We start from the raw sequence: 21,805 nt of genomic DNA on the forward strand, positions 1-21,805 counted from the left end.
CTTCCCTTTTTTCACGCAGCAAGGAGACTTTATGAAAACACCCTCACAACCGCGCGCGATTTTTTACATCGTGGCGATTCAAATTTGGGAATACTTCAGCTTTTACGGCATGCGTGCCTTACTCATCCTTTATCTTACCCACCAGCTTGGTTTTAATGACAGCCACGCGATCAACCTCTTCAGCGCCTACGCCTCTTTAGTTTACGTTACCCCTATTCTTGGCGGCTGGCTTGCCGACCGCCTGCTTGGCAACCGCGTGGCGGTTATCACCGGCGCCTTATTGATGACGCTGGGTCATGTGGTATTGGGCTTAGAATCTGATTCAACGCTGAGTTTATATGCGGCGCTGGCCATTATTATCTGCGGCTACGGCTTGTTTAAATCCAATATTAGCTGTCTGCTGGGCGAACTTTACGCCCCTGATGACAACCGCCGCGACGGGGGATTCTCGCTGCTCTACGCGGCCGGGAATATTGGATCGATAGCCGCGCCGATCGCCTGTGGTCTGGCGGCGCAGTGGTATGGCTGGCATGTCGGCTTTGCGCTGGCGGGCGTCGGAATGTTCATCGGCCTGCTCATCTTTTTAAGCGGTCATCGCCACTTTCAGCAGACGCGCGGTGTTAATCGCCCCGCGCTGCGGGCGGTTAAATTCGCCCTTCCAACCTGGGGTTGGCTGGTATTAATGCTGTGTATCGCGCCGGTATTCTTCACCCTCCTGCTGGAAAATAACTGGTCTGGCTATGTGCTGGCCATTGTCTGCGTCTTCGCGGCGCAACTTATCGCCCGTATTATGGTTAAATTTCCCGAACACCGTCGCGCCTTGTGGCAAATCGTTCTGTTAATGATCACCGGCACTCTCTTCTGGGTTCTGGCGCAGCAGGGCGGAAGTTCGATCAGTTTATTCATCGACCGTTTTGTCAACCGCCACTGGCTGAACATGACCGTCCCCACCGCATTGTTCCAGTCGGTCAATGCGATTGCGGTGATGGCGGCGGGCGTGGTGCTGGCGTGGCTGAGCAGCCCGAAAGAGAGCGCCCGCTCGGTGCTGCGCGTCTGGCTTAAATTTGCCGTGGGACTGGTATTAATGGGCGGCGGTTTTATGCTGCTGGCGCTAAACGCGCATCAGGCCCGGTTAGACGGGCAGGCATCAATGGGAATGATGATCGCAGGGCTGGCACTGATGGGCTTTGCAGAGCTGTTTATTGATCCGGTCGCGATGGCGCAAATTACCCGCCTCAACCTGCCTGGCGTCACGGGCGTGCTGACCGGTATTTATATGCTGGCGACCGGCGCGGTCGCTAACTGGCTGGCTGGCGTCGTCGCGCAACAAACCACGGAATCGCAAATTAGTGATACGGCGGTAGCCGCCTACGGACACTTTTTCTCGCAAATGGGCGAGTGGACGCTAAGTTGCGTGGCGCTGATCGTCGCCATTGTCGGCCTGAGATGGGTTTGCACCCGGACTACATCGGCGCTACCGCAGGGCGATTAAACGGTGGTTCGCTGCCCACAAGGAGGAGACGGGCAGCGAATCGGCACATCAGATAGCCGCGTCGTCTTCTTCGCCAGTACGGATACGAATAACGCGGGCGACATCAAAGACAAAGATCTTACCGTCGCCGATTTTCCCCGTCTGCGCGGTACGAATGATGGTATCAACACAGGTATCCACGATGTCGTCAGGCACAACGATTTCAATTTTTACCTTCGGCAGAAAATCCACCATATATTCCGCGCCGCGATACAGCTCGGTGTGGCCTTTTTGACGGCCAAAACCTTTGACTTCAGTGACCGTCATGCCGGTAATACCTACCTCGGCCAGCGCTTCACGGACATCGTCCAGCTTGAAGGGTTTAATAATCGCATCAATCTTTTTCATGCTATTCCTTGAAAAGGTCGCCTGTGTTTTGATCGGTTAAACGTAACATATTTCGCACTACTTTACGGCATGAAAACTACTCTTTGAAATCATTCGCATCCAGTTCGTGACGGGAGAGTAGCTTATAGAATTCCGTGCGGTTGCGCCCCGCCATCCTTGCCGCGTGCGTCACGTTACCTTTGGTAATTTGCAGTAACTTGCGCAGATAGTTCAGTTCAAATTGGTTTCGCGCTTCGGCAAAAGTTGGCAGCGCGGTGTTTTCGCCTTCCAGCGCCTGCTCGACCAACGCATCGCTGATCACCGGCGAAGAAGTTAACGCCACGCATTGTTCAATGACGTTGACCAGTTGGCGCACGTTGCCCGGCCAGCTTGCCGTCATCAGCCGTTTCATTGCATCAGTAGAAAAGGCGCGAACAAACGGTTTATGCCGCTGTGCCGACTGTCTGAGCAGATGATTAGCCAGCAGCGGAATATCCTCGGTACGCTCCGCCAGCGCCGGAATTTTCAGGCTCACGACATTCAGCCGGTAGTACAAATCTTCACGAAATTCGCCCCGCGCCATCGCCTTCGGCAGATCGCGGTGCGTCGCGGAAATAATTCGCACGTCGATATCAATATCGCGATTGCTGCCCAGCGGCCTGACTTTGCGCTCCTGTAACACCCGCAGCAGCTTCACCTGTAACGGCGCGGGCATATCGCCAATTTCATCCAGAAACAGCGTGCCGCCTTCCGCCGCCTGGAACAACCCTTCACGATTGCTCACTGCGCCGGTAAAGGCGCCGCGCGCATGGCCGAATAATTCGGACTCCAGCAACTGTTCCGGTAACGCGCCGCAGTTAATGGCGACAAACGGCTTGTTACTGCGCGGGCTGGCATTATGAATCGCCTGTGCGAAAATCTCTTTCCCGGTGCCGCTTTGTCCGTTAATCAATACGCTGACATCCGACTGCGCGACCATGCGCGCCTGTTCAAGCAGTCGCAGCATCAGCGGGCTACGGGTAACGATAGCGTTGCGCCAGCTATCGTCCGTCGCGGGAGCGGACTGCTCCAGCGCTTCATCTATCGCTTTATATAACGCGTCTCTGTCGATCGGCTTCGTCAAAAAGCTGAATACGCCTTTCTGGGTAGCGGCCACCGCATCCGGAATAGAACCATGCGCCGTCAGAATGATAACCGGCATTCCCGGCTGTACTTTCTGAATTTCTGTGAACAGTTGCATACCATCCATTTCGTCCATGCGCAGGTCGCTTATTACCAGATCCACTTTTTCCCGATGTAGTACCCGTAGTCCTTCCTGGCCGCTCTCTGCGGTCACGACGCTGTATCCTTCACTGGTCAGGCGCATACCGAGCAATTTCAGTAATCCGGGATCGTCATCGACCAGCAGCAGGTGCGCCGGTTTACGGCTTATCATGGCGTTACCTCATCTTGTGACGGCGACGGCGCCGCGCCATCTTCAGACGTCGCGGGTTTGTCATTCGTATGCGGCGTATCGGCGTTGTAATTCCCTGCCGGTTTTCGTGTCGAAAGCTGGCGCTCAATATCGGTTAAACTCTCCAGCTTACGGGTGGTAAGATCGAGCTTCGTTTGCAAGGCCTGTTGCTGCTGGCGCAGCGCATCCAGCTCACTATCTGACGTTTGCTGGAGTTTGCTATAACGCTGACGTTCGGCAGAAAGTGCTAATTGCAGCGCCTGACCGTCATGCCAGATTTGGTAGACGGGCCGTACCTGAGCCGGTATTTGCGCGCTTAACGCCTCCAGACGGGTCACTATGGCGCGCCGCTCCGGCGGCGTAATTTTTGCATCCGCCAGTAAGATCCCGCGCCTGAAGGCATTTTGCCAGTTATCATCCGTCAACGCGCGCGCCTCTGCGCGCGACTGAACCGGCATCAGACGATCGGCGCAGTCAATCGTGCGTAGCCAGTACAGCGGATTCGTCTCCACCGCCTGCCCGCGTAGCGACCAGATATCCGCGCACGCCGTCGGGAGATAATCCGCCAGTTGATAATGGGGGAGCGTGTCCTGCGCTGCGCTACCGGGCAGTTGCTGTGAAGCATGGGGAACACATGCGGTCAGCGCCAGACACGATATGCCCACCGGTATTCCCCACCGCAAAAGGCATCGTTTAATAGTTTGGACGAAAACGTGTGACATACGCACCAGGCTTAAATTCATATTAGTGTTTGTCAGATGCAGGCAATGGCAGCGAGATGCGAAAACAAACTTCCTGCGCGTTGTCATCCACCAGTTGGATCTCTCCCTGCATTCGACGAATACAATCTCTGGCGATACTCAGCCCTAACCCACTGCCTTTTACCGCCCCTTTTCGCTGGTGGCTTCCCTGGAAAAAAGGCTCAAAAATCATTTCTCTTTCGGTTTGCGGAATCGGTTCGCCGCTATTAACCACATCGATATAAACCGTGGAGCCCTGAGAGCGACTACGGATACAAATGTTACCGGATTCAGCGCCATAGTGCACCGCGTTGGAATAGAGATTATCCAGCACGCTCATCAGCAACATGGGCTCTGCTATGCAGCGTTCGGCCTCCAGGTCGACATCGGTATGCATCATTTTAGCGCGGGCAGGCAAACTGTGGGCGGAAACCACCATATCCACAAGCGGCGCGATATCGACCGCTTCCAGCTCTGTGGCACTGTCTACCAGTTTCCGGTTGTAATCAAGCAATTGCTCAATCAATTTTTGTAAATTACGACTGCTGTCATCCAGAATATCGACCACCTCTTTTTGCTCCGACGTCAGCGGCCCAACCACCTGATCGGCCAGCAGCTCTGTCCCCTCGCGCATACTGGCCAGCGGAGTTTTCAGCTCATGGGACAGGTGACGTAGAAACTGATGGCGCTGGGATTCCAGCCACGCCAGACGCTCACTCAGCCAGATAATGCGCTGCCCCACCGATCGTAATTCACGCGGACCGGTAAAGGTGACGGTATTCCCTAAAGAACGGCCTTCGCCCAGGCGATTAATCATCCGTTCAATTCCTTTCACCGGCCCGATAATCATGCGGGTAAAAAGTAGCACCATCGCCAGGCTCACCAGAAATAGCACCAGCGCCTGCCAGCCGAAAAATTGTCCGCGCTCGGCGATTTCTTGTTGTAACTGTTGCCCACGCGAATAAACCACAGTACGCGTCGCCTGCACCATTTCCGTATTCGCGTTGGCAAAGGCCTCCAGACGCGCGGCCGCTGCCGCTTCCGGGCCGCTATCTTTACACTGCAATTGCGCCAGCGCGTTTAAATCCTGGCGTAACGCCTGATACAACTTATCATCCGGCAAGACGCCGGCATGGGCGTCCAGCATATCGCTATAGCGCTTACGCTGGCTTTGATACACTTTTGCCAGCGTCGGATCGTCAAGCACGCAATACTGTCGGTAGCTTCGCTCCATCTCCAGCGCGACGTTGGTCATCGCCTCGCTGCGCCGGGCGTCAATAAGCGTGCTGCGGTTAGTCACCGCAGCCTGATCGCTTAACGCGTTAAGGCTTTGCCACGCCTGCCAGGCCAGAACCAGCAACGGCAGCAGGATCAGCAAAAAGGCCAGCATGACCAATTGTCGTAAAGAACGGGGGAAAACAGACCAGCGCTTCAACGTGTCGCTCACATAAAAGAAGAATAAAAAAGATGCTAACCGAGGGAAGCGCCAGATACAACAAAGCCGGGCTAAACCCGGCTTTGTTATGGAATAAGGCGGTGCCTAACTCGACGTTTCGCCCGGAGGTTGATAAAGCTACGCTATTATCAGAAGTTGGACGGCAGGCACCTTGTTGTGCGTCATTCGAAGTTTATGTAGCGCGTCCCTAAGGGGCTGACATAAGAAGGTGAATGAGCCACTGGTTATCATTATGCAGTAATTGTGCCAACATTCAAAAGACTTTGTTAACACAATGATAGATATGAAAAATATCGTTATTCATGCTAAAAATGGCTCTGTCTGTTTTTTGCCCTTTCTGTCGCCAATCAGCAACACCTGCAACACCTAAAAATAAAACAATTTAAAATCAAATAGTTAAATGTCTCTTTTTGGCGACAACCTATCCCCCACTCATGTCGGGATTTCCCGACACTTTAATCTTGCGGCATAAGCACTAGTTTATTGCCGGATGGCGGCGTAAACGCCTTATCCGGCCTACCGCTTGACGTTCAAGACGGTAGCTTCAACCGCGCTTCCCCGTGGGCCTGATAAGCGCCGTCTACAAAAAAGCCCCTCGTGAAGAGGGGCTTAATGGCTATCGGGCTAATTAACCAAGCTGCTTACGCGCATTACGGAAGATACGCATCCACGGGCTATCCTCGCCCCAGTTTTCCGGGTGCCAGGAGTTGGCGACGGTGCGGAATACGCGTTCCGGATGCGGCATCATAATCGTCACCCGACCGTTTTCGGTCGTCACCGCCGTGATGCCGTTCGGCGAACCGTTCGGGTTAGCCGGATAGGTTTCGGTCACCTTACCAAAGTTATCAACGTAGCGCAGAGCGACCAGGCCTTTGCTCTCAAGCGCGGCAAGATGCGCATCGTCACGCACCTCAACGCGCCCTTCCCCATGGGAAACCGCAATCGGCATCTGTGAGCCTACCATTCCTTGCAGCAGCAGCGATGGGCTTTGCGTCACTTCTACCAGGCTGAAGCGGGCTTCGAAGCGGTCAGAATGGTTACGTACAAAACGCGGCCACAGTTCGCTGCCCGGGATCAGCTCGCGCAGATTCGACATCATCTGGCAACCGTTGCACACGCCCAGCGCCAGCGTCTGCGGACGATGGAAGAAGGTTTCGAATTCGTCGCGCACCCGAGGGGTAAACAGAATGGATTTCGCCCAGCCTTCGCCCGCCCCCAGCACGTCGCCGTAGGAAAAGCCGCCGCAAGCCACCAGCGCATGGAAGTTACCCAGACCGATACGACCGCCCAGCAGGTCGCTCATATGGACGTCAATCGCGTCAAAGCCCGCACGATGGAACGCCGCCGCCATCTCCACGTGAGAGTTCACCCCCTGCTCGCGCAGTACAGCGACTTTCGGTCGTGCGCCTGTCGCAATGTACGGCGCGGCGATATCTTCATTAATATCAAACGACAGCTTCACGTTGAGGCCCGGATCGGCATCATTCGCTTTCGCCTCGTGTTCCTGGTCGGCACATTGCGGATTGTCGCGCAGACGCTGCATCTGCCAGGTGGTTTCCGCCCACCAGACACGCAGCGTAGTGCGGCTTTCGCTGAATACCGTCTGGTCATTAGCGGTAATCACAAAGCGATCGCCAGCCAGAGCCTGACCAAGGTAGTGGACGCAGTCAGCAAGGCCGTACTGCGCCAACAGCGCTTCGACCGCGTCTCTGTCTTCAGCGCGTACCTGAATCACGCCGCCCAGCTCCTCGTTGAACAGTGCGGCCAGATGGTCATCGCCCAGCGCGGCGATATCGACCTGCACGCCGCAGTGGCCGGCAAAGGCCATCTCGGCCAGCGTCACCAGCAGACCGCCGTCGGAACGGTCGTGCCAGGCCAGTAATTTACGCGCAGCGACCAGCGCCTGCATGGCGTCATAGAAGCCTTTCAGTTGCGCGACGTCACGCACGTCCGCGGGTTTGTCGCCAAGCTGACGATAGACCTGCGCCAACGCCGTTGCGCCCAGCGCGTTGTGGCCCTTGCCAAGATCGATCAGCAGCAAGGCGTTATCTTCCGTTGACAGCTGCGGCGTAAGGGTGTGACGCACGTCTTCCACGCGGGCAAACGCGGAAATCACCAGCGACAGCGGCGAGGTCATTTCGCGCTGTTCGTTACCTTCCTGCCAGCGGGTTTTCATCGACATCGAATCTTTGCCCACCGGAATCGTCAGGCCAAGCTGCGGACAGAGTTCCTCTCCCACCGCTTTAACCGCGTCATACAAACCGGCATCTTCGCCAGGATGACCGGCTGCCGCCATCCAGTTAGCTGAAAGCTTGATGCGCTTGATATCGCCAATCTGCGTCGCGGCAATGTTAGTCAACGCTTCACCGACGGCCAGACGGGCGGAGGCGGCAAAGTCCAGCAGCGCCACCGGCGCGCGCTCGCCAATCGACATCGCTTCGCCGTAGTAGCTGTCGAGGCTGGCGGTAGTGACCGCGCAGTCAGCCACCGGGACCTGCCACGGGCCAACCATCTGGTCACGCGCCACCATACCGGTGACGGTACGGTCCCCAATAGTGACAAGGAAGGTTTTTTCCGCCACGGTCGGCAGATGCAGAACACGCTTTACCGCGTCGGCAATCGTGATATCCGCGCGGTTCAGCGCATCGCCTTTCGCCTTCAATGTTTGCACATCGCGGGTCATTTTCGGCGTTTTGCCCAGCAGGACATCCAGCGGTAGATCGATCGGCTGATTGTCGAAATGGTTATCATGCAACGAGAGATGCTGTTCTTCGGTAGCGTCGCCAATGACCGCATACGGCGCGCGTTCGCGCTTACACAGTTCGTCGAACAGCGGCAACTGGTCAGCCGCGACCGCCAGCACATAGCGCTCCTGGGATTCGTTACACCAGATTTCCAGCGGGCTCATGCCCGGCTCGTCGCTAAGAATGTCGCGCAGTTCGAATTTCCCGCCGCGCCCGCCGTCGCTCACCAGCTCCGGCATGGCGTTGGAGAGACCGCCCGCGCCCACATCATGGATAAACAGGATTGGGTTGGCGTCGCCCAACTGCCAGCAGCGGTCGATCACCTCCTGGCAGCGGCGTTCCATTTCCGGGTTGTCGCGCTGAACAGAGGCAAAATCGAGATCCGCATCAGACTGGCCGGAAGCCATTGACGATGCCGCGCCGCCGCCGAGGCCGATATTCATCGCCGGGCCGCCAAGGACGATCAGCTTCGCGCCAACAACGATCTCGCCTTTCTGCACGTGATCGGCGCGAATATTACCGATCCCGCCCGCCAGCATGATCGGCTTATGGTAGCCGCGCAGCTCTTCACCGTTATGGCTGTTGACCTTCTCTTCGTAGGTACGGAAGTAACCGGTCAGCGCCGGGCGACCAAATTCGTTGTTAAACGCCGCGCCGCCCAGCGGACCTTCGGTCATGATATCCAGCGCGGTGACAATACGTTCCGGCTTGCCAAAATCCTCTTCCCACGGCTGTTCAAAGCCCGGAATACGCAGGTTGGAAACGGAGAAGCCCACCAGCCCGGCTTTTGGTTTCGCGCCACGCCCGGTGGCGCCTTCATCACGAATTTCGCCGCCGGAACCGGTCGCCGCCCCCGGCCACGGAGAGATGGCGGTTGGGTGGTTATGCGTTTCGACCTTCATCAGAATGTGCGCGGGCTCCTGATGAAAATCGTAACGGCCGGTATTGTGGTCGGCGAAGTAGCGCCCCACCGCAGATCCTTCCATCACCGCGGCATTGTCTTTATAGGCAGAGAGCACATAGTCCGGCGTGGTTTCGAAGGTGTTTTTAATCATTTTAAACAGCGACTTCGGCTGCGGTTTACCGTCGATAATCCAGTCGGCATTAAAAATCTTGTGGCGGCAGTGCTCGGAGTTCGCCTGGGCGAACATGTACAATTCGATATCGTTCGGGTTGCGTCCCAGTTTGGTAAACGCCTCCTGCAAATAGTCGATTTCATCTTCCGCCAGCGCCAGACCAAGACGCAGGTTGGCGTCAATTAACGCCTGACGGCCTTCTCCCAGCAGATCGACACTGGAAACCGGCGCAGGCTGATGGTGGATAAACAGTTTTTCCGCATCGGTTAAAGAAGAGAACACCGTCTCCATCATACGGTCGTGCAGCTCTGCGGCCACTTGTCGCCACTGTTCCGCCGTCAACGTCGAAGCCTCGATATAGTACGCTACGCCGCGCTCCAGCCGATCAACCTGTTGCAGGCCGCAGTTGTGGGCGATATCCGTTGCTTTTGAAGACCAGGGGGAGATGGTACCAGGACGCGGTGTGACCAACAGGAGTTTACCCGCCGGCGTATGGCTGCTAAGCGCCGGGCCGTATTGCAGCAGACGGGTAAGCTGCGCCTGCTCGCTATCATTTAACGGGGCGTTCAGGTCAGCAAAATGGACATACTCAGCGTATATATTGTGGACCTGGAGGTTGGCAGCCTGAAAGCGCGCCAGCAGTTTATTGATACGGAATGCAGACAGTGCAGGCGAACCACGCAGAATTTCCATCATAAGTCTCTCGTCTTCTAAGCTTCGGTGTGCGCAAGGGGGGAAACGGCCGTCATTATAAAGAATCTGACGCGCCGACGAAACCGTTTGCGTAGAAATAAAATCACCGCTTTTTCTTGTCATACGGTGCGGCTATCGTTGCGAATAAGTTGCCAACTGGCGCATTGTTACGCAAAATGCCGCTCATTAATGACTTATCTATTGCAGCAAAACATCATTTTCAGCCCGAGGCAACGCACGATCCAGAGAATTAACTAATTGAAAAAATTAAAGATTAATTATCTGTTCATCGGCATATTGACGCTGCTGCTGGCAGCAGCCCTTTGGCCCTCAATCCCCTGGTTCGGTAAAACCGAAAACCATATCGCCGCGATTCAAGCCCGGGGGGTACTGCGCGTCAGTACGATCGACTCGCCATTAACCTATTCCGTTATCAACGGTAAAAAATATGGTCTGGACTATGAACTGGCGCAGCAGTTCGCCAACTATCTCGGCGTGAAGCTGAAAGTGACGGTGCGCCAGAATATCAGCCAGTTGTTTGACGATCTGGATAACGGCAATGCCGACCTGCTCGCGGCAGGGCTGGTCTACGACAGCGCACGCGTTAAAAACTATCAGCCCGGTCCCATGTATTACTCGGTTTCGCAACAGCTCGTCTACCGGGTCGGACAATATCGCCCACGTTCGCTGGCGACCGTTAACGAGAATCAGCTTACCATTGCGCCAGGGCACGTCGTGGTCAATGACTTACAGCGTTTAAAAGAGACAAAGTTTCCCGACCTGAGCTGGAAAGTGGATGATAAAAAAGGCTCGACGACGCTGCTGGAAGAGGTCATCAGCGGCAAACTGGATTACACCATTGCCGATTCAGTGGCGATCAGTCTGTTTCAGCGCGTTCATCCCGAGCTGGCCGTGGCGCTGGATGTCACGGATGAACAGCCCGTGACCTGGTTTAGCCGACTGGACGACGATAATACGCTCTCCGCCGCGCTGCTCGATTTTTTCAATTCGATCAATGAAGACGGTTCTCTGGCGCGGATCGAAGAGAAATATCTGGGACATGGCGATGATTTCGACTACGTTGATACCCGCTCTTTCCTGCGAGCGGTGGATAACGTCCTGCCGGAGCTGGAACCGTTATTTAAAAAATATGCCAAAGAGATAGACTGGCGCCTGCTGGCGGCGATTTCTTATCAGGAATCACACTGGGACCCGCTGGCGACCTCGCCAACCGGCGTGCGCGGCCTGATGATGCTGACTAAAAATACCGCCCAAAGTCTGGGGCTGACCGACCGTACCGATGCGGAGCAAAGCATCAGCGGCGGCGCTCGCTATCTTGAAGATATGATGGCTAAAGTTCCCGAAACCGTTCCGGAAGACGAGCGTATCTGGTTTGCCTTAGCCGCCTACAATATGGGTTATGCGCACATGCTCGATGCCAGATCGCTGACGGTAAAAACCAAAGGCAATCCGGATAGCTGGACCGATGTGAAGCAGCGTTTGCCGCTGTTAAGCCAAAAACCGTATTACAGTAAGCTAACCTACGGTTACGCGCGTGGACATGAGGCTTATGCTTATGTGGAAAATATCCGTAAATACCAGATAAGTTTGGTGGGGTATTTGCAGGAAAAAGAAAAGCAGGAAGCGGAAGCCATGAAACTGGCGCAGGATTACCCGGCGGTGTCGCCGGAGGAGCTGAATAAAGCGCCCTTCCCCCTCCTGTCGTTTTTATCGCAGTCATCAGGCTACCTGACGCATTCGCCGTCTTTACTGTTTACGCCGCAGAAGAAAGAAGAAAAATAGCGCGATGGTCTTATCGGATGGCGACGCGCAACGTCTTATCCGGCATTGCGCTATACTGTCGGCCCCGCGCCTTCCGCACGGTCGGCTTTCTTCAGGGCTTTAATTTCCTGACGACGCATACGGAAAAAATCACTGAGCAGCGTCGCACATTCATCGCGCAGCACCCCTTCAATAATGTCGACCCGGTGATTCATTCCCGGATGGTGCAGCACATCAATTAGCGATCCGGCCGCGCCGGTTTTTGCATCGCGCGCGCCAAAGACAACGCGTCCAATGCGGCTATGCACCATAGCGCCTGCACACATCACACAGGGTTCCAGCGTGACATACAGCGTGGTATCCAGTAACCGGTAATTCTGCAATACCAGCCCCCCCTGACGCAGCGCCATTATTTCAGCGTGCGCAGTAGGATCGTGGCGGCCAATGGGTCGATTCCAGCCTTCGCCAATGACGCGATGGTTATGCACCAATACCGCGCCAACCGGGACCTCGCGTTCGTCCCAGGCGCGTTTCGCCAGCGTCAGCGCGTGGCGCATCCAGTATTCGTGATCTAATTCGACATCAGACAAAGAGGTAACTCCGGTAATGAAAGCGGGCGGCATTATACACAGACGCTATGCGTTTCACTATTCGAGCTGCTGCAACTCGCCGTGCGGCGTCACCCGCCAGCGATGCTGGCAAAAATAAAGCAGCGGGTTATCCTGTTTGCTGTCGCTGTAGCCGCTATAAAGACGCAACGGCGTACCGATTTTACGTTCCAGTTGCGCGACTTTTTCATGGCCCAGACAGCGCACGGTTAATACCCAGCCGCCATACCGTCGCGCCATCTGGCTGGCGATAAGGTTAACGCGCGGCAACCACGGCGTATCAAAATAGACTTGCTCTACCAATGATTGTGGAGAACCGGTAATAAGCCAGATATCCGCGTCAGAGCTCAATAGATAGGTGGTCAGACGCTCCTGTACAACCGGAAACGCCGTGACGTTAGCGCGAAACCAACGGACAAAATCCGCCTGATGCGCCTGCAAACGCGTTTCGCTATGGCCAAAAGTACAGCCCCACAACAACAGACTCATCGGCCAGCGGGCCGCACGCCCTTTTACCAGTAAACCGATACCGATAATGGGCAACAGCGGCAGTACGAGCAGCGCATTTAGCGGCTGACGGCGCAGCAAATAACGCAGAAAACTGCCGAACATATCCTGTTGATGTAACGTTCCATCCAAATCAAAAAAGACGACACGACGCTCGTGGCTGACCAAACCTTACTCCTCTGGATCATTGAACCCCAGCAGCCAGGTAAAAATAAACCCGGCAATTACCGCTATTAAATAGCCTAACAGATAGAACAGGACTTTTCCGGCAACAATTGTTAATGCCAGCGGCAAACCGGAAATACCAAAGGTAATTACCGTCGCCACTTTCCAGTAGCTGATCAACGCCCCGCCTACCGCGCCGCCGAGGCAAGCGCCAATAAATGGCTTACCCAATGGCAGCGTGACGCCAAAAATCAGCGGCTCGCCAATCCCCAGCAGTCCGACCGGAAGCGCGCCTTTAATCACCTTTTTGAGTCGCGCATTGCGGATTTTCATCAGTACGGCAATGGCCGCGCCTATCTGACCAACGCCCGCCATCGCCAGGATGGGAAACAGCGCGTTATAGCCGTGCGCTTGCACCAGCTCCACATGAATAGGCACCAGCCCCTGATGCAGCCCGGTCAGTACCAACGGCAGGAAGGTTCCGGCTAACACCGCGCCCACCAGAAAACCGCCGCGATCGATAGCCCAGGACGCGCCGTGAGCGATAGCGTCTGAAATCCAGCCGCCAAGCGGTTGCAGAGCGACAATCGCTACCGCGCCGGTGATAACAGTCGTCAATAAAGGGTTAAGAATTAACTCCAGCGACCCCGGCAGCAGCTTACGGAACTGGCGCTCAATCCAGCACATTAACGCCACCACCAGCAGGACGGCGATAACGCCGCCCCGTCCCGGCTGAAGCGCCTCGCCAAAGAGCGTAATCTGCGCCAGTTGCGGGCTGGAAAGGATCCCCGCCATCACGCCGCCTAACGCCTGCGATCCGCCAAAGACTTTCGCGGTATTGACGCCAACAAGAATGTTCATGATAGCGAACACCGCGCTACCAAATATCCCCATCAGGCCCAGCAGGTTAGGATAGTGGACGGCAACATCGCCGACGATATCCGGACGTTTAAGAATGTTGATAATGCCGGTAATCAAGCCGGATGCGATAAAGGCGGGGATAAGCGGAATAAAAACATTCGCCAGCTTACGCAACGCATCGCTCATCGGCGCTTTATACTTCGCTTTCGCCTCAGATTTGGTACGCGCCATAGCATCGTCCGGCTTTACACCACCTGCGGCAATCTGCACGCGCATCGCATCAACCACCTGCGCAGCCTTCCCCGGCCCAACGATCAGCTGATGTTGCTCCCCTTGCTTTACGTATCCACTGACGCCAGGCAACGCTTTTAAGCGCGGAATATCCAGTTGGCTGTCGTCCTGTACCTCCACCCTGACTCGCGTCATACAGTTTTCCAGGCGCAGAATATTTTGCTCTCCGCCGATACCACGTAAAATGTCGCTGGCGAGCGCTGCCGTCTTATCCATACACACCTCTTTAGTGTTCTAACGCCGCCCTTAAAAAGCCCTGATGAGCGGCGAGTTTTTCCCTGGCGGCTGCAGCATCCAGCCCCGTAAGCGCCATCAAAATGGCGGGCTTAACCTCAAAATCGGTCTGTTTCAGCAACGCTTCTGCTTCTTCACGACCTATCCCGGTCGCTTCAACGACCATCCGACACGCGCGATCGACCAGTTTGACGTTGGTGGCTTTCATATCCACCATCAGGTTTTGATAGACCTTGCCGAATTTCACCATCGCGCCGGTAGAAATCATATTGAGCACCATTTTCTGCGCGGTGCCGGATTTCAGCCGCGTGGAGCCGGTAAGCGCTTCCGGCCCGACAACGGGAGAAATAGCGATATTAGCCTCCCGCGCAATCGGCGAATCTGGATTACAGGAGACGGCAACAGTGGTACAACCGGACTGTCGCGCATAGCGCAGGCCGCCAATCACATAGGGTGTACGACCCGACGCCGCGAGCCCCACGACCAGATCCTGTTCTTGCAGATTTAGCGCGACAAGATCGTCTTCGCCTGCCTGTTGGCTGTCTTCCGCGCCTTCGACCGCTTTCAGCAACGCGCCCGGCCCACCGGCAATCAGCCCGACGACCAGACCGTGCGGAACGCCAAACGTCGGGGGGCATTCTGAGGCATCCAGTACGCCAAGCCGACCACTGGTGCCCGCGCCCATATAGATGATACGTCCGCCAGACTTCAGCGCCGCCGCAGCGGCATCCACCGCACGCGCAACGTCAGGCAGAGTGGCTTTTACTGCTTCCGCTACCCGCGTATCCTGTTCATTAAAACGCTTAACTAATTCAGGAGTAGGCAACGCATCCAGATCCATCGTTTGCGGGTTACGGGTTTCAGACACTAAGGTACCAAGATTCATTTTTGTCCCTCTGGAATTTTTAATTCATAATAAGCGTCCATGATGGAATAGAATATTCCCCCAGGCGAGTGAAATTACGTTTTGTCGTCGCCATCACGTTTCGCAGGAGCTGCTCATGAACTGTTTGATTCGTATTCGCCAGCGTTATCCGGATCTCGCGCAAAGCGACAGGAAACTGGCGGATTATCTGCTCGCGCAACCGGATACGGCGCGACATCTGAGCTCGCAGCAACTGGCGGCCGAAGCGGGCGTCAGCCAATCCAGCGTAGTCAAGTTCGCGCAAAAACTGGGGTTTAAAGGGTTTCCGGCATTGAAACTGGCTATCAGCGAAGCGTTGGCCAGCAATCCTAATCCGCATTCCGTTCCCGTTCATAACCAGATTCGCGGCGACGATCCGATGCGCCTGGTCGGGGAAAAATTAATTAAAGAGAATGTGGCGGCGATGCACGCCACGCTGGACGTTAACAGTGAAGAAAAACTGTTAGAAAGCGTCACGATGCTACGCCACGCCCGCCGTATTGTGATCACCGGGATTGGCGCCTCTGGGCTGGTGGCGCAAAATTTTGCCTGGAAGCTACTGAAGATTGGCATTAACGCGGTGGTTGAGCGCGATATGCACGCCCTACTGGCGACGGTGCAGGCGCTGGCACCGGAGGATCTGCTGCTGGCGATCTCTTATTCCGGGGAGCGGCGCGAGCTGAACCTGGCGGCGGACGAAACATTACGCGCAGGCGCGAAAATACTGGCCATTACCGGTTTTTCTCCCAACGCCTTGCAGCAGCGCGCCACTCACTGTCTGTATACGATTGCTGAAGAGCAGGCGACGCGCAGCGCCGCTATCTCTTCGACACATGCGCAAATGATGTTGACCGACTTACTGTTTATGGCGCTGGTACAACAGGATTTAGAGCGGGCGCCGGAGCGTATTCGCCATAGCGAGGCGCTGGTAAAAAAACTGGTTTGAAAATGGCTCTTCCGCCTCATGCAGAAGAGCCATCAAGTTTATTGCGCTTCTTTAGCGTGAATCAATTGCGTCAGGAGTTTGTTAACCGGTACAGCAATATTGTTCTGAGCGCCGATTCGCGCAATCGCACCATTTAAATAGTCGATTTCAGTCAGTCGGCCTTTATGTAAATCCTGATGCATAGAAGGATAGTGGTGGCCGCTCTCACGCGGATCGAACACTTTCTTCACCGTATTCATCACCATTTGCTCAGTCAACGGAATATTCTGGCTGGCAGCAACTAACACAAACTCATCAACTACCGCTTGCGCTAAATCTAAAGCACCAGGCCGCTGACCAAATCCGCCGACATTACAATCCAGTAGCGCGCAATAGGTGTTCATTACGCTATTAAAGGCTGCTTTCTTCCAGATCGATAATAATACGTCAGGGCTTATTTCAGCATTCAATCCAGCGCTATTAAGGGTGGCAATGACCTTAGCCTCTTGAGCCGAATCCTGGCTGGCAATCGGCTGCAGTTCAATCGTTCCGGTACCGGTGGCCATAATATGCCCAGCCCCCTCCAGTTCGCTGGACCATAACGTCACACCCGCATAGATTTTCTGCCGATCGACATATTTCTCCAGCGTTTCGATATTTCCCAAGCCGTTAGATAAAATCATCACGACCTTCGCGGCTGGCAGTAATGGCTTGATACGCTGTAACATGCTATCCAGCTGCATTGCTTTGGTAAACAGAATAACCAGCTCAAACTCCCCCTGGGATTCATCAGCCAACATAGCAGGGATGGGGTAATACTTCTGAGTCGTTTCCGTTTCGACAAACAACCCCTTGCTACGAATAGCGTCGACATGCTCCTGCCAGCTATCGATAAGCGTCACGTCGTGCCCGGCCTCCAGCAGCATATAGCCAAAACGACATCCCATAGCGCCTGCACCTGCGATTGCAATTTTCATTTTTATTTCCTTATTATCTGATTAATGAATTTTGGCTAAAACCGTTGCGACATATTTTTTTGTTATCAGGGTCAACACGACTCCAATAAGCAATAGCACCGTTGTCAAAATAAATACTGTATTGTAGCTTCCGGTATATTTTGCAATAGCGGACGTTACATAAGGAGCAATAACCGCACCGACGGCAAAACCAAAATACATAAAGCCGTAGTTTAGCCCCTGGTTACGCATACCAAAATTCTGGCTGGTCAAACCAGGGAAGATAACTAATATACCGGCATAAGCAAAGCCCACGCCCAGAGCGCTGAAATAAAATACCGAAGTATTGCCATTGAAGAAAAATAACAGCAGCATACACAAGCAGGTAAAGAGGTAAACAATAACCAGCGTATTATAGCCGCCTAATTTATCGGTTAACCCTCCCCAGAACAGGCGACCGATCGAGTTAAATATCGAGACCAGGCTAACGACTAATGCACCGGACAGTAAACCGTACTGCGTCATACCAATTTGCGCAGAGCTTGAGCTAATTACCATCCCAGAGAACACGCCCAGCGCCAGAATCATAAACAGCAGCCAGAAGCGCAGATCTTTCAGCATGTGCCGATAGTCTTTATCCAGTGGCGACGCTTTAATTCCTCCGCTATCTTTTGCTGGCGCGCTACGAATAAAGAACTGGACGATAAAAATAACCACCAGATAAACAATACCCAGATATAACAACGCCCGACTAACATCGTGAGTTTGCGCCATAAAATATTCGGCCAGGCGGGTGCAAAGTAGCGTCCCGACGCCAACACCCGCCAGTACGATACCGCTGGCCAGACCGCGACGGTCAGGGAAAAATTTCAGAATATTATTAAGATTACCCGTAAAAGCCAGGCCCGATCCCAACCCGGCAATGACGCCGTAGGTTAAAAACAGCATGGGCAAATTATCCACAAACCCGGACAAGATAAAACCTAAAGAAAACAGGATACCACCGATAACTATCGCCTGCTTTCCTTTACCATTGTCGATCATTCTCCCGCCCCAAATCATCGGTAAAGGAATGATCCCCATGTTGATAGAGAATGCTAACGCCAGCGTAGCCGGATCCCAGTGATATTGCGCCATGAGTGGTGTTTTGAAATAGCTAAATGCGTAGACGCCCCCGAGCACAAAATTGATGCACACGTGAGCGGCAAGCATTCCCCAGCGGTTGATTGATGCCGACATAATTTTCCCTTTTTAAAATGCACTGATCACAGTTTAAAAAAAGCAAAATAGGCAAACAATTTGGTATTTTTTATAATCGTTATAACAAAACCCAATCGATTGGCATTAAATTTTAATGAATATCAAACAACTACACTCCTTCCTGATATTGTGTGATGAATTACATTATGGTCGGGCAGCCAGTCGCCTGTTTATCACTCAGCCATCATTAAGTCAGCAAATCAAACAACTTGAGTCATCACTTAAAACAATATTATTTAAGCGAAAAGGTAGAGGAATTAAATTAACAAAAGCAGGCATTATTTTGCAACGACACGCTAACAAAATAATGCTGGATTTAAAAAATGCCGAAAATGAACTTCTTCCCTATCAGGATCAACAGCGCGATACTATTTCAATCGGGGTGTCAGGCAGCTACCTGGTTCTGCCTGCTTTTCGCAGCTTTATGGCGCACCATCCGGAAATATCTTTAAATGTTAAAGAGTTCTCAACTGAGCAAACCATTAAAAAGCTGACGGATAGCGCCGTTGATATTGGCATTGTTTATCGAACAGCGCTCCCTGCCCAGCTAAGCTCGACCATGCTGTTTGAAGATGAAATTATCGCTGCAATCCCACTTTCTCATCCTCTGGCGACACGCGAACGTCTGCATTTAAAAGATTTAAACGACCAGCCCATTATCGTGCTTAATGACTCTCTGCTATTAAGAGGGATCATCACCACAGAATTTAATAACCGCAAAGTCGTTCCTAACGTCATCTGCGAACTGGATAACCACTACTCATGCCTTGAGTATGCCGAAGCGCAGATTGGCATCGCATTTATTACCCGCTCGCTAACCCATTTATCGACACCCAAAAATGTTCGCCTGGTTTCACTGGGCATCCCCGCATTCTTTATTCCTGTCATGCTGGTGCACAGTAATGACCTTTCACTGGATAACGCAACCATCTGCCTGCTCAAGCAGATCAAAAATTTTTACACTGTAGATAACAAATCAGCGCCAGAAAAGAGCTGGCCCGAGCAGAAAATAGGCGTATAATGCCCGCCCGATTTGTGTTGTTTCTGAGAATTTCCTGATGGCGCTGTTAATCACCAAAAAATGTATCAATTGCGATATGTGCGAGCCGGAGTGCCCGAATGAGGCGATTTCAATGGGCGACAGCATTTATGAGATTAACAGCGACAAATGCACCGAGTGTGTAGGCCATTACGAAACGCCGACCTGTCAGAAAGTCTGCCCGATCCCCAATACGATTTTGCAGGATCCCGCCCATGTCGAAACCGAAGAACAGTTGTGGGATAAGTTTGTTCTGATGCATCACGCAGATAAACTGTAAGCGGGTTAACGCACTTCCAACGCAACAATGCCTGATGGCGCTATGCTTATCAGGCCGACAATATATCGGCCTGTAGGTCAGATAACGTGTTTACGCCGCCATCCGGCAAATCTAACTCTCCAGAATGACCGTAGCGCAGGCGTAATGGCGTTCATCGGCCAACGTGACATGCATGTGCGCCACACCGAGTTTTTCCGCCAGCGTTAACGCCTCGCCCCACAGCCGCAAACGTGGTTTTCCCAGCTCATCGTTAAACACTTCGAACTGATTGAACGCCAGACCGTTGCGGATGCCGGTGCCAAAAGCTTTCGCTGCCGCCTCTTTGACCGCAAAACGCTTGGCGAGAAAACGCACCGGCTGCTGATGCGTCTCCCAGATAGCCCACTCGTTGTCACTGAGCACACGCCTTGCCAGACGTTCGCCGGAACGGGAGATCACTGCCTCAATGCGGGCAATCTCTACAATATCCGTTCCCAGGCCGAGAATCGCCATTAGCCGCGCGCTTCCAGCATCAAACGTTTCATTTCAGCCACCGCCTCTTTCAGCCCCGTCATCACCGCCCGACCAATAATGGCATGACCGATATTGAGCTCGTGCATTTCCGGCAGTGCGGCAATAGCTTTGACGTTATGGTAGGTCAGGCCATGACCCGCATTTACTTTTAGCCCCAGACGGGCCGCCAGGGTCGCGGCGCTGGCAATACGCGCCAGCTCTTTTGCCTGTTCCGCATCGGTTTCTGCGTTGGCGTAGCAGCCGGTATGGATTTCGATAAACGGCGCGCCGACTTCCGCCGCCGCGTTGATTTGCGCTTCATCGGCATCGATAAAGAGCGAAACCTGGATGCCAGCCGCCGCCAGGCGCGCACAGGCATCACGCATTTTATCGCGCTGTCCGGCCACATCCAGGCCGCCTTCGGTGGTGACTTCCTGGCGTTTTTCCGGTACCAGACAACAGAAATGCGGCCTGGTTTCTACGGCGATCGCCAGCATCTCTTCGGTCACCGCCATCTCCAGATTCATACGCGTATGCAGCGTCTGACGCAGAATGCGCACATCGCGATCGGTAATGTGGCGACGATCTTCGCGCAGGTGTACGGTAATGCCGTCCGCGCCTGCCTGTTCAGCAATAAACGCCGCCTGTACCGGATCCGGATAGTCGGTGCCGCGCGCATTACGTAACGTGGCAATGTGGTCAATATTGACGCCTAACAGTAATTCAGCCATGACAATCCTCGTTAATCTTTCTTCATTTTTACTGTGCGTTTGGGCATAAATTGCCGGAACAGCTCCCGGCTTTTTAACGGTTTTCCCCCAAGATACGGCTTTAATGCCATACGGGTAAAGCGTTTAGCGGCACGCAGGGTATCTACATCCGGAAATTCCCGCGCCTCCAGCGCTTTCAGGTGCCGTCCGGTAAAGGTGTTGTTATCGATGACGACGCTGGCGAAAAAGCCTTTTTCTTCGCGGTAACGGTAGGTCATGGTGTCATCCACCCGTTCGCCGCTGCCTGCACAGTGGGTGAAATTGACGCCATACCCCAGATGACCCAGCAACGCCAGTTCGAAACGTCGCAACGCCGGTTCAGGCGAGCCGGTGGTTCCCGCCAGCGCCTGAATACAGTTCAGATAATCAAAAAAGAGTTCGGAGAAGCGCGTTTCATATTCCAGTACGCGAGAGAGGAGTTCGTTGATGTACAGGCCGCTATAGAGCGTAATACCGCTTAACGGCAGCGCCAGAGAAACTGCCTCGGCGCTGCGCAGGGTTTTCACCTCGCCGCGTCCGCTGTAGCGTAGCAATAACGGCGTAAAAGGCTGTAACGCGCCTTTCAGATTGGAACGTTTAGATCGCGCGCCTTTGGCGACAAGGCGCACGCGCCCCGATTCTTCCGTGAAGACGTCCAGCATCAGGCTGGTTTCGCTCCAGGGGCGACTGTGCAGGACAAATGCGCGCTGCCACCCTTCCACGCTGTGTTAA

The 21,805-nt window shown here is 54.0% G+C and carries 20 protein-coding genes; 6 read left to right on the forward strand and 14 right to left on the reverse strand.

Annotated elements, in window-relative coordinates:
• Positions 1–31: 31 nt before the first annotated feature.
• Complete coding sequence (gene dtpD, locus ACH0VJ_RS15335) at positions 32–1,492, forward strand: dipeptide permease DtpD (RefSeq protein ID WP_000856793.1); 1,461 nt, start codon at positions 32–34, stop codon at positions 1,490–1,492.
• A gap of 48 nt (positions 1,493–1,540) precedes the next feature.
• Here dtpD and glnB read toward each other — a convergent pair whose 3' ends face one another.
• The 5 genes from glnB to purL form a co-directional block, all read right to left on the reverse strand.
• A complete protein-coding gene (gene glnB, locus ACH0VJ_RS15340; RefSeq protein WP_000717694.1) occupies positions 1,541–1,879 on the reverse strand; it encodes a nitrogen regulatory protein P-II in 339 nt (112 codons plus the stop codon).
• Positions 1,880–1,955: 76 nt separating this feature from the next.
• The gene (gene glrR / locus ACH0VJ_RS15345; protein ID WP_024131115.1) at positions 1,956–3,290 is read right to left on the reverse strand and encodes a two-component system response regulator GlrR; all 1,335 of its coding nucleotides are present in this window, start codon (positions 3,288–3,290) and stop codon (positions 1,956–1,958) included.
• On the reverse strand, positions 3,290–4,054 hold the full coding sequence (qseG, locus tag ACH0VJ_RS15350) for a two-component system QseEF-associated lipoprotein QseG (RefSeq protein WP_001054237.1): 765 nt from the start codon (positions 4,052–4,054) through the stop codon (positions 3,290–3,292). Before qseG ends, glrR begins: the two co-directional genes overlap by 1 nt.
• A 1-nt stretch (position 4,055) precedes the next feature.
• A complete protein-coding gene (qseE, locus tag ACH0VJ_RS15355) occupies positions 4,056–5,486 on the reverse strand; it encodes a two component system sensor histidine kinase QseE/GlrK (RefSeq protein WP_124753197.1) in 1,431 nt (476 codons plus the stop codon).
• A gap of 649 nt (positions 5,487–6,135) precedes the next feature.
• Entirely contained in the window at positions 6,136–10,023 is a 3,888-nt protein-coding gene (purL, locus tag ACH0VJ_RS15360; RefSeq protein ID WP_000970044.1) for a phosphoribosylformylglycinamidine synthase, read from the reverse strand.
• A 24-nt stretch (positions 10,024–10,047) separates the two neighbouring features.
• On the opposite strand from purL, the gene ACH0VJ_RS15365 reads away from it, so the two are divergent.
• Both ACH0VJ_RS15365 and mltF read left to right on the forward strand, forming a co-directional pair.
• Positions 10,048–10,278: a hypothetical protein gene (locus ACH0VJ_RS15365; RefSeq protein WP_001669324.1), complete on the forward strand. Its 231-nt coding sequence runs from the start codon at positions 10,048–10,050 to the stop codon at positions 10,276–10,278.
• A complete protein-coding gene (mltF, locus tag ACH0VJ_RS15370; protein ID WP_000734249.1) occupies positions 10,279–11,823 on the forward strand; it encodes a membrane-bound lytic murein transglycosylase MltF in 1,545 nt (514 codons plus the stop codon). It begins immediately after the preceding gene.
• Between the two features lie 50 nt (positions 11,824–11,873).
• On the opposite strand, the gene tadA is transcribed toward mltF, so the two are convergent.
• From tadA to murQ, 4 genes are read right to left on the reverse strand one after another with little or no spacing between them, the layout of a single operon-like run.
• Positions 11,874–12,425 (reverse strand): tRNA adenosine(34) deaminase TadA, encoded by a 552-nt coding sequence (tadA, locus tag ACH0VJ_RS15375; RefSeq protein WP_001134564.1) that lies wholly within the window; start codon positions 12,423–12,425, stop codon positions 11,874–11,876.
• Positions 12,426–12,449: 24 nt separating this feature from the next.
• Positions 12,450–13,085 (reverse strand): phosphatidylglycerophosphatase C, encoded by a 636-nt coding sequence (gene yfhb / locus ACH0VJ_RS15380; RefSeq protein WP_000253558.1) that lies wholly within the window; start codon positions 13,083–13,085, stop codon positions 12,450–12,452.
• A 3-nt stretch (positions 13,086–13,088) separates the two neighbouring features.
• On the reverse strand, positions 13,089–14,450 hold the full coding sequence (locus ACH0VJ_RS15385) for a PTS transporter subunit EIIC (RefSeq protein ID WP_000361659.1): 1,362 nt from the start codon (positions 14,448–14,450) through the stop codon (positions 13,089–13,091).
• 10 nt (positions 14,451–14,460) lie between these two features.
• A complete protein-coding gene (gene murQ / locus ACH0VJ_RS15390) occupies positions 14,461–15,354 on the reverse strand; it encodes an N-acetylmuramic acid 6-phosphate etherase (RefSeq protein ID WP_001048534.1) in 894 nt (297 codons plus the stop codon).
• 115 nt (positions 15,355–15,469) lie between these two features.
• Here murQ and ACH0VJ_RS15395 point away from each other — a divergent pair, with 115 nt between their 5' ends.
• Entirely contained in the window at positions 15,470–16,318 is an 849-nt protein-coding gene (locus ACH0VJ_RS15395) for a MurR/RpiR family transcriptional regulator (protein WP_000995692.1), read from the forward strand.
• Between the two features lie 38 nt (positions 16,319–16,356).
• Here the strand turns inward: ACH0VJ_RS15395 and ACH0VJ_RS15400 are convergent, their stop codons facing one another.
• A complete protein-coding gene (locus ACH0VJ_RS15400; protein WP_000684035.1) occupies positions 16,357–17,274 on the reverse strand; it encodes an oxidoreductase in 918 nt (305 codons plus the stop codon).
• Between the two features lie 21 nt (positions 17,275–17,295).
• Positions 17,296–18,492 (reverse strand): OFA family MFS transporter, encoded by a 1,197-nt coding sequence (locus ACH0VJ_RS15405; RefSeq protein WP_001276364.1) that lies wholly within the window; start codon positions 18,490–18,492, stop codon positions 17,296–17,298.
• A gap of 115 nt (positions 18,493–18,607) precedes the next feature.
• Here ACH0VJ_RS15405 and ACH0VJ_RS15410 point away from each other — a divergent pair, with 115 nt between their 5' ends.
• The gene (locus ACH0VJ_RS15410) at positions 18,608–19,534 is read left to right on the forward strand and encodes a LysR family transcriptional regulator (protein WP_001022472.1); all 927 of its coding nucleotides are present in this window, start codon (positions 18,608–18,610) and stop codon (positions 19,532–19,534) included.
• 37 nt (positions 19,535–19,571) lie between these two features.
• Positions 19,572–19,832 (forward strand): YfhL family 4Fe-4S dicluster ferredoxin, encoded by a 261-nt coding sequence (locus ACH0VJ_RS15415; protein ID WP_001196291.1) that lies wholly within the window; start codon positions 19,572–19,574, stop codon positions 19,830–19,832.
• 111 nt (positions 19,833–19,943) lie between these two features.
• On the opposite strand, the gene acpS is transcribed toward ACH0VJ_RS15415, so the two are convergent.
• Genes acpS through recO form a run of 3 tightly spaced genes read right to left on the reverse strand, consistent with a single transcriptional unit; the run spans position 19,944 to position 21,795 of the window.
• Positions 19,944–20,324, reverse strand: coding sequence for a holo-ACP synthase (acpS, locus tag ACH0VJ_RS15420; RefSeq protein WP_000986043.1), 381 nt, complete (start codon positions 20,322–20,324; stop codon positions 19,944–19,946).
• Positions 20,324–21,055 carry a pyridoxine 5'-phosphate synthase gene (pdxJ, locus tag ACH0VJ_RS15425; RefSeq protein ID WP_000818964.1) on the reverse strand — a complete coding sequence of 244 codons (732 nt, stop codon included), beginning with the start codon at positions 21,053–21,055 and terminating at the stop codon, positions 20,324–20,326. The genes acpS and pdxJ overlap by 1 nt, the downstream gene beginning before the upstream one ends.
• 11 nt (positions 21,056–21,066) lie before the next feature.
• Positions 21,067–21,795, reverse strand: coding sequence for a DNA repair protein RecO (recO, locus tag ACH0VJ_RS15430; RefSeq protein WP_000399379.1), 729 nt, complete (start codon positions 21,793–21,795; stop codon positions 21,067–21,069).
• Between the last annotated feature and the right edge of the window lie 10 nt (positions 21,796–21,805).

The sequence above is a fragment of the Salmonella sp. 2020_1459 genome (assembly GCF_043847915.1).
GTDB classification, from domain to species: Bacteria; Pseudomonadota; Gammaproteobacteria; order Enterobacterales; family Enterobacteriaceae; genus Salmonella; species Salmonella enterica.